The organism is Streptomyces flavofungini, from assembly GCF_041028215.1.
In the GTDB taxonomy this organism is placed as follows: Bacteria; Actinomycetota; Actinomycetes; order Streptomycetales; family Streptomycetaceae; genus Streptomyces; species Streptomyces flavofungini_B.
Genome location: NZ_JASKYR010000549.1, coordinates 1 through 5,861, shown reverse-complemented (window position 1 = coordinate 5,861; position 5,861 = coordinate 1). Strand labels below are relative to the sequence as shown.

At 73.5% G+C, this 5,861-nt stretch carries 4 protein-coding genes; 1 reads left to right on the top strand and 3 read right to left on the bottom strand.

Annotated elements, in window-relative coordinates:
* Both AB8Z36_RS29325 and AB8Z36_RS29320 read right to left on the bottom strand, forming a co-directional pair.
* A partial coding sequence (locus AB8Z36_RS29325; protein WP_369216408.1) for a Gfo/Idh/MocA family protein occupies nucleotides 1-882 on the bottom strand: 882 nt, incomplete at its 3' end.
* A gap of 13 nt (nucleotides 883-895) precedes the next feature.
* On the bottom strand, nucleotides 896-1,897 hold the full coding sequence (locus tag AB8Z36_RS29320; RefSeq protein WP_369216407.1) for a zinc-dependent alcohol dehydrogenase: 1,002 nt from the start codon (nucleotides 1,895-1,897) through the stop codon (nucleotides 896-898).
* A 236-nt stretch (nucleotides 1,898-2,133) separates the two neighbouring features.
* Between AB8Z36_RS29320 and AB8Z36_RS29315 the strand changes: the two genes are divergently transcribed.
* On the top strand, nucleotides 2,134-3,645 hold the full coding sequence (locus tag AB8Z36_RS29315; protein WP_369216406.1) for a glycoside hydrolase family 3 protein: 1,512 nt from the start codon (nucleotides 2,134-2,136) through the stop codon (nucleotides 3,643-3,645).
* A 49-nt stretch (nucleotides 3,646-3,694) separates the two neighbouring features.
* Here the strand turns inward: AB8Z36_RS29315 and AB8Z36_RS29310 are convergent.
* Nucleotides 3,695-5,861 (bottom strand): collagenase (locus tag AB8Z36_RS29310; RefSeq protein ID WP_369216405.1); only part of this gene is annotated, 2,167 nt, incomplete at its 5' end.

The window sequence follows — 5,861 nt, the reverse complement described above, 5'->3', positions numbered from 1 at the left end:
CACCGGCTCCCGCCCCTCACCGACGGCCGCGACGAAGTCGGCGAGCAGGGGCTGGTGGGGGTTGGGCGGCGGCGGCAGGCACACCTCACCGGCGGCTCCGGCGGCCCGTCCCGGCGGCTCCGTCAGTCCCGTCAGGCGCCCCGAGTCCAGCGGCTCCAGGACCACCGTACGGTCCCCGCCCACCAACTCCATCCGGTCCATTGGCGCTTCGCCGCCCCACTCCACGAGGCAGTCCGCCCACAGGCCCGACGCCCAGCGCAGCGTGAGTGCGGCCCTGCGTTCCGCGCCGCTCGGGAAGGGGTCGCTCAAGCGGGCGGTCACCTCGTGCGGGCGGCCGAAGAGGTGCAGGAGCAGGTCGACGCGGTGGCTGCCCGCGTCCGCCAGGACTCCGCCGCCGGAGACCGCCGGGTCGGTGCGCCAGCGCATCGGGTCATCGGGTCCCGGCGCGAACGCGCAGCGGAACCGCACCTCCACCCGCTCCGGCGTCCAGTCCGCCAGCTCCGCGCGCAGGCGCCGCACCGCGGGCGCGAGGCGCCGGTAGTAGGCGACCCCGGCGCACCCGCCGGCGGCGTCGAGCCCGCCCCCGGTGCCGAGGCCCCCGGCGAGCGGCTTCTCGACCAGTACCGGAAGGCCCGCGCCGAGCACCGCCGCCGCGAGCGGCACATGGGCGGCGACCGGCGTCGCCACGTACACGGCGTCGACGTCCCGCAGGAGCACCCCGGGGTCCGCGCCCGACCGGAGCACGCCGTGCCGCGCCGCCACCCGCGCCGCGCGCCCCGCGTCACGGCCCCAGAGGACGGCGGGCTCCTCTCCGAGCGCGTGCAGCGCGGGCAGCACCCGGCGCGTGACGATGTCGCCGTATCCCGCGATGCCCCACCTCACTCCGGGCCCCCGCTCAAGGAACGATCGCCACCTTCAGGGTCTCGCGGGGCGGCCCGTCGTAGGGGGCGTGCTCCGCGTCCGGGTACAGCGCGCGGCTCGCGGAGAGCTGCTCCATGGCCTTGGGCAGCTCTTCGAGGGGGTAGGTGTGCGTGAGGAGGTCGGGCAGCCGCAGCAGGTCCGCGCGGCGGTGCGCGAGGCGCTCGGCGACCGCGAGGGCCTCGGCGCGCGCGGTGTCCAGCGGCTCGGCGGAGCTGTGCACGCGCAGCCCCTTGCGTTCCCAGGTGACGAGGTCCACGGACACGCGGGTGTCGATGTGGTGGGTGCCGAGCAGGACGACGAGGCCGTTCTGCCGGACGAGGCCGACGCAGGCGTTGAGGGTCGTCGGCGTGCCCACCGCGTCGACCGCGACGTCGAAGTCGGCGCCGACGGCGGCGAGCTGCTCGCCGGAGCCGTCCACCCGCCGCACGTCGTCGGCGCCCGCCGCACGCGACCGTTCGAGCCGCCAGTCGTCGAGGTCGACGGCGACGGCCTCGGCGGCGCCGCGGGCCACGGCGACGCGCAGCGCGAGCTGCCCCACGGGCCCCTGCCCGACGATCACCACGCGGTCCCCGAGCCGCACGCCGCGCGTGGCGTGCACGGCCAGCGGAAGGAGCTGGAGGATGGCGCCCTGCTCGAAGGGCACGGCGTCGGGCAGCACGCCCACGGCTATCTCGCGGGCCAGTGCGAAGTCGGCGTACCCACTGGTCAGCGGCGTGCGTACGAAGACGCGCTGGCCGGGCACCACACGGCTCACCCCGGCCCCGGTGGCCTCGACGACCCCGGCGATCTCATGACCGAAACAGCCCTGGGAGCAGTGCTCGCGCAGCCCGTAGTAGTGGAAGTAGGCGAGGTCGCTGCGGTTGCAGACGGTGCAGGCGCGCACCCGGACGACGACCTCCAGGGGGCCGGGCTCCGGCACCGCCACCTCGGTGCGCAGTCTGATGTCGCGCCTGCCGACGAGCTCGTACCTGCGCATGGCTCTCCCCTCACCGGTCACGAACCGCGGAAGTCACCAGGATTACGCAACTGTCGCCCCGGCACCCGCCATTCGTGTGCCTCGGCCTGTTCGGACTCCTTGACAGCCCCGATCGATACGAGCCAATATCCACTAATCGATTGGCCTGGACCAATAAGCAACGGCCCCGCCATCCCCTCTCGTACCACGAGCCGCCGCCCGCATCAGCCACGTACCGCAACTTCGGAGGTCGCGCCATGGCATCCAGCAGTGACCCGACTCTGGAGCACCTCGCCAACTCCGTGCTGCAACCCGGCTTCGAGGGCACCACGGCCCCCGACTGGGTGCGCCGCAAGATCTCCGAGGGCCTGGGCTCCGTCGTGCTGTTCGCCCGGAACATCGAGAGCGTCGAGCAGGTCGCGCGGCTCACCGCCGAGCTGCGCGCGGAGAACCCCGACCTGATCGTCGCCATCGACGAGGAGGCGGGCGACGTGACCCGCATGGAGGCCTGGACCGGCTCCTCGCGCCCGGGAAACCTCGCCCTCGGCGCCGTCGACGACATCGACCTGACCGAGCGCGTGGCCCATGACATCGGCCGTGACCTGCACGCCGCCGGCGTCTCGCTCAACTTCGCGCCGAGCGCGGACGTGAACTCCAACCCGCTCAACCCGGTGATCGGCGTCCGCTCCTTCGGCTCCCGCACCGACATCGTCTCCCGGCACACGGCCGCCTGGATCCGCGGCCTGCAAGGCGCGGGCGTCGCGGCCTGCGCCAAGCACTTCCCCGGCCACGGCGACACGGTCGTCGACTCGCACTACGGCCTCCCGCAGGTGCGGGGCTCGGCCGAGGAGATCGCGCTCACCGCGCTGCCGCCGTTCATCGCGGCGATGGAGGCGGGCGTCCGCGCGGTGATGACCGCCCATCTGCTCGCCCCCGCCTACGACCCCGACCTGCCCGCGACGCTCAGCCACCGCATCCTGGTGGACCTGCTCCGCGGCGAACTGCGCTTCGACGGGCTCCTGGTGACGGACGGCATCGAGATGGGCGCCGTCACCGACCGCTACGGCATCGACGGCGCCACCGTGCGGGCGCTCGCGGGTGGTGTCGACGCCGTGTGCGTGGGCGGTGAGAGCGCCGACGAGGCCACCGCCGACCTGCTCTCCACCGCCCTGGTCAAGGCGGTCCACGAGGGCACGCTCCCCGAGGACCGCCTCGCCGAGGCGAGCAGGCGCGTGGGCGAGTTCGCGGCCTGGTCGGGCGAGCGCTCCCGGGCGGTGGCCGAGGCCGCGGAGGACCCCGGCATCGGCCTGGTGGCGGCGCGCCGCGCGGTCCGGGTGCGGCACCGTTCGGACGCCGCGCTGCCGCTTGCCGGTGCACCGCACGTCGTCGAGCTCTCCCCGATCATGAACCTGGCGGTGGACGGACGCACCCCCTGGGGCGTCGCCGAACCCCTGCGCGACCTGCGCCCCGGCACCACGTCCGTCCGCCTGACCGAGCCCGAGATCGCGCACACCGGCGACTTCCTCGACCGCGAGGTCCTCGCCCCCGCGGCGGACCGCGCCCTGGTGGTCGTGGTCCGTGACGCGGCCCGCCACCGCTGGATGACCGACACGCTCACCCGCCTCCTGCGCAGCCGCCCCGACGCCCTGGTCGTGGAGATGGGTGTACCGGCGGGCGACTCGCTGGGAGCCGCCCACCTGATCACACACGGGGCGACCCGCGTCTCGGGCATCGCGGCGGCCGAGTTCCTCGTGGGCGCGACCGCCTGACACCGACCGGCGTGCCGCCCCCGGCCCGCCGCGCTCAACTTCGCAGCGCTCAACCCCGCAGCGGCCCCTCGCAGCTGAAGTCGGCGCTGCCCGCCCGGCCGTCGCTCCAGACGTCCACCTCACCGAACGAGCAGTTCATGTCGGCGAGGTTGTTGTGTCCCGCCCCCGAGGCCGACCGGTCGAGCAGGTAGTAGTCGACGGTCTCGGCCATGTCCGTGAACACGGCGTCCGGGTCGTCCGAGGCGCTGAGATGAGCGGTGATGCGTCCGGCGCAGAGGTAGCGCGGCCGCTCGGGCGCCCCGTTGGAGCGGCACTGGGGCGTGACGCCCGTGGTCGCCTGGAAGGAGTCACGGACCTGGGCCGCGGTGGTGTCCCGCAACTGGCCGACCGGCACGTATGTCGTGTCGGGCACGAAGAGGTCGTCGACGTGCGCGATCTGCTCGTCGAGGAAGGCGTCGTAGCCGCGCTGGAGCCCGCCGTCCGCGCCGAGCCGGTCCCGCCAGGCGTCGAAGGCGGCCGGGTCGTCGGCGCGCAGATGGCGGTACATCTCCTTCAGCAGACCGGGCCGTTCGGCCCAGAGGAACTCGAAGAACGTGCCCGCGTAGTCGTAGAAGCGGAAACCGTCACCGTCGTACGTGGCGTGCAGGATGTGCCGGACGCTCATGCGGGGCCCGCCGTTCGCCGTGTCCGCGATGATGCCCCGCACAAGCGACTTGCGGGCCTTGACGCCGTCGTCGCGCGTCGACCCGTCGAAGAACTCGGCCGTCCCCTCGTCCATGGCGGTGGTCCGGTCGCCCTGGTACCAGGGGCCCTCGCCGAAGAACCCGGGCACGGCCCACCGCCCGTTCAGATAGTGCGTGTACTCGTGCCGGAAGAGCTCCTCAAGGGTGAGTGTGGAGTCCTGCGGCACGCGCCGCTGGTAGGTGTAGAAGGTCGCGCCCCGCTCGATGTAGACGCCGCCGTTGTCGGTGCCCATGCCGGTGAGCAGCGGGTGGTAGTTCTCGTAGTCGGCGCGTGAGGCGTAGAGCACGGTCGTCAGACCGGTGTTGGGGTCGCCCGCCAGCGGCTCCTCGGTGCCGACGACCCGGTGGAACTGAGCCTTGACCTGCTTGCTCGCGTAGTAGAGCTGATCGACGGTGTCCCGGCCGAGGGCCGTGCGCACCTTCATGCCGCCCTTGTCGTAGGTGTACGTGTACGGGAAGAGCCGCCGCTCGATGTCCGCCCGGCAGACCTGGTACGGCGCACAGGCCCCGAACTCGTTCAGCCAGGTCACCACCCTGGCCCAGGGCCCGCTGCCCTCGCCGAAGTCGCGTGCGGTGACCGCGACCAGCCCGCCGAGACCACCGACGATCTCGCTCCTGAGTCCGTCGACCTGACCGAACCTGCCGTACTCGCTCAGCGCGTCCCGCACCACCCAGGCGTTGTTCGTGCCCTTGAGGTGGGTGTATCCGGCGAACGCCTTGAAGGCAGCACGGTAGGAGGGGTCCGCCTTGACCGCCGCGTGGAAGGCGGTGTCCTGGTTGCCGGGATACACGCCGAGGTAGCTCAGGGAGAGCGCGGCGAGCGCGGACCCGCCCCAGGAGGTGTCCTTGGCGGTGTCGGGGTGGGCGCCGTCCACGGTGGCGAGCACCCGCTTGACGAGCGGCAGTTGATGCTGCCGGAGCCCCGGCGCGCTCGCCGCGTAGAGCGCCTCGCGCAGCGTCTCGGCGTTGGCACGAGTGGCGTCGAAGGTACGGGACGCGCCGCCGAAGGCGGCGACGGCACGGCGCATGGCGTCGACGGTGGGGCCGTCGGTGACGTCGATCTCGTCGTGCGAGAAGTCCTGGTAGGCGACGGCGTGGAGGTAGGTGAACATCTCCAGGAGGTGGGTCCCGTTCCTCCCGTCGTGCGCGGCGGCGAGCCGGGTGGCGCGCGCGGACACCGCCTGCACGTGCGCGTCCGACATCACGGGGGCGAGCCGCCGGTCCCAGGTCCATATGAGGTTCCGCAGACAGCCCTCGGCGGTGACGGCCGGGTCCCCGAGGAAGTCGGCGAACGCTTCGGGCGCGAGCCCGGTGACCCCGTCGAGCGTGCAGGCAGCGGTCCTCGGCCCGGCCTGGGCCTGCCGCTTGTTCTGGGCCCGCTGCTTTGTCTGGGGTCTGTGGGCGCCGGGGAGGCGGCCCTTCGTGAGGTGGCCGGGCGCCGGGAGCGCGCGGGTGCCGGGCGCGGGGGCGGAC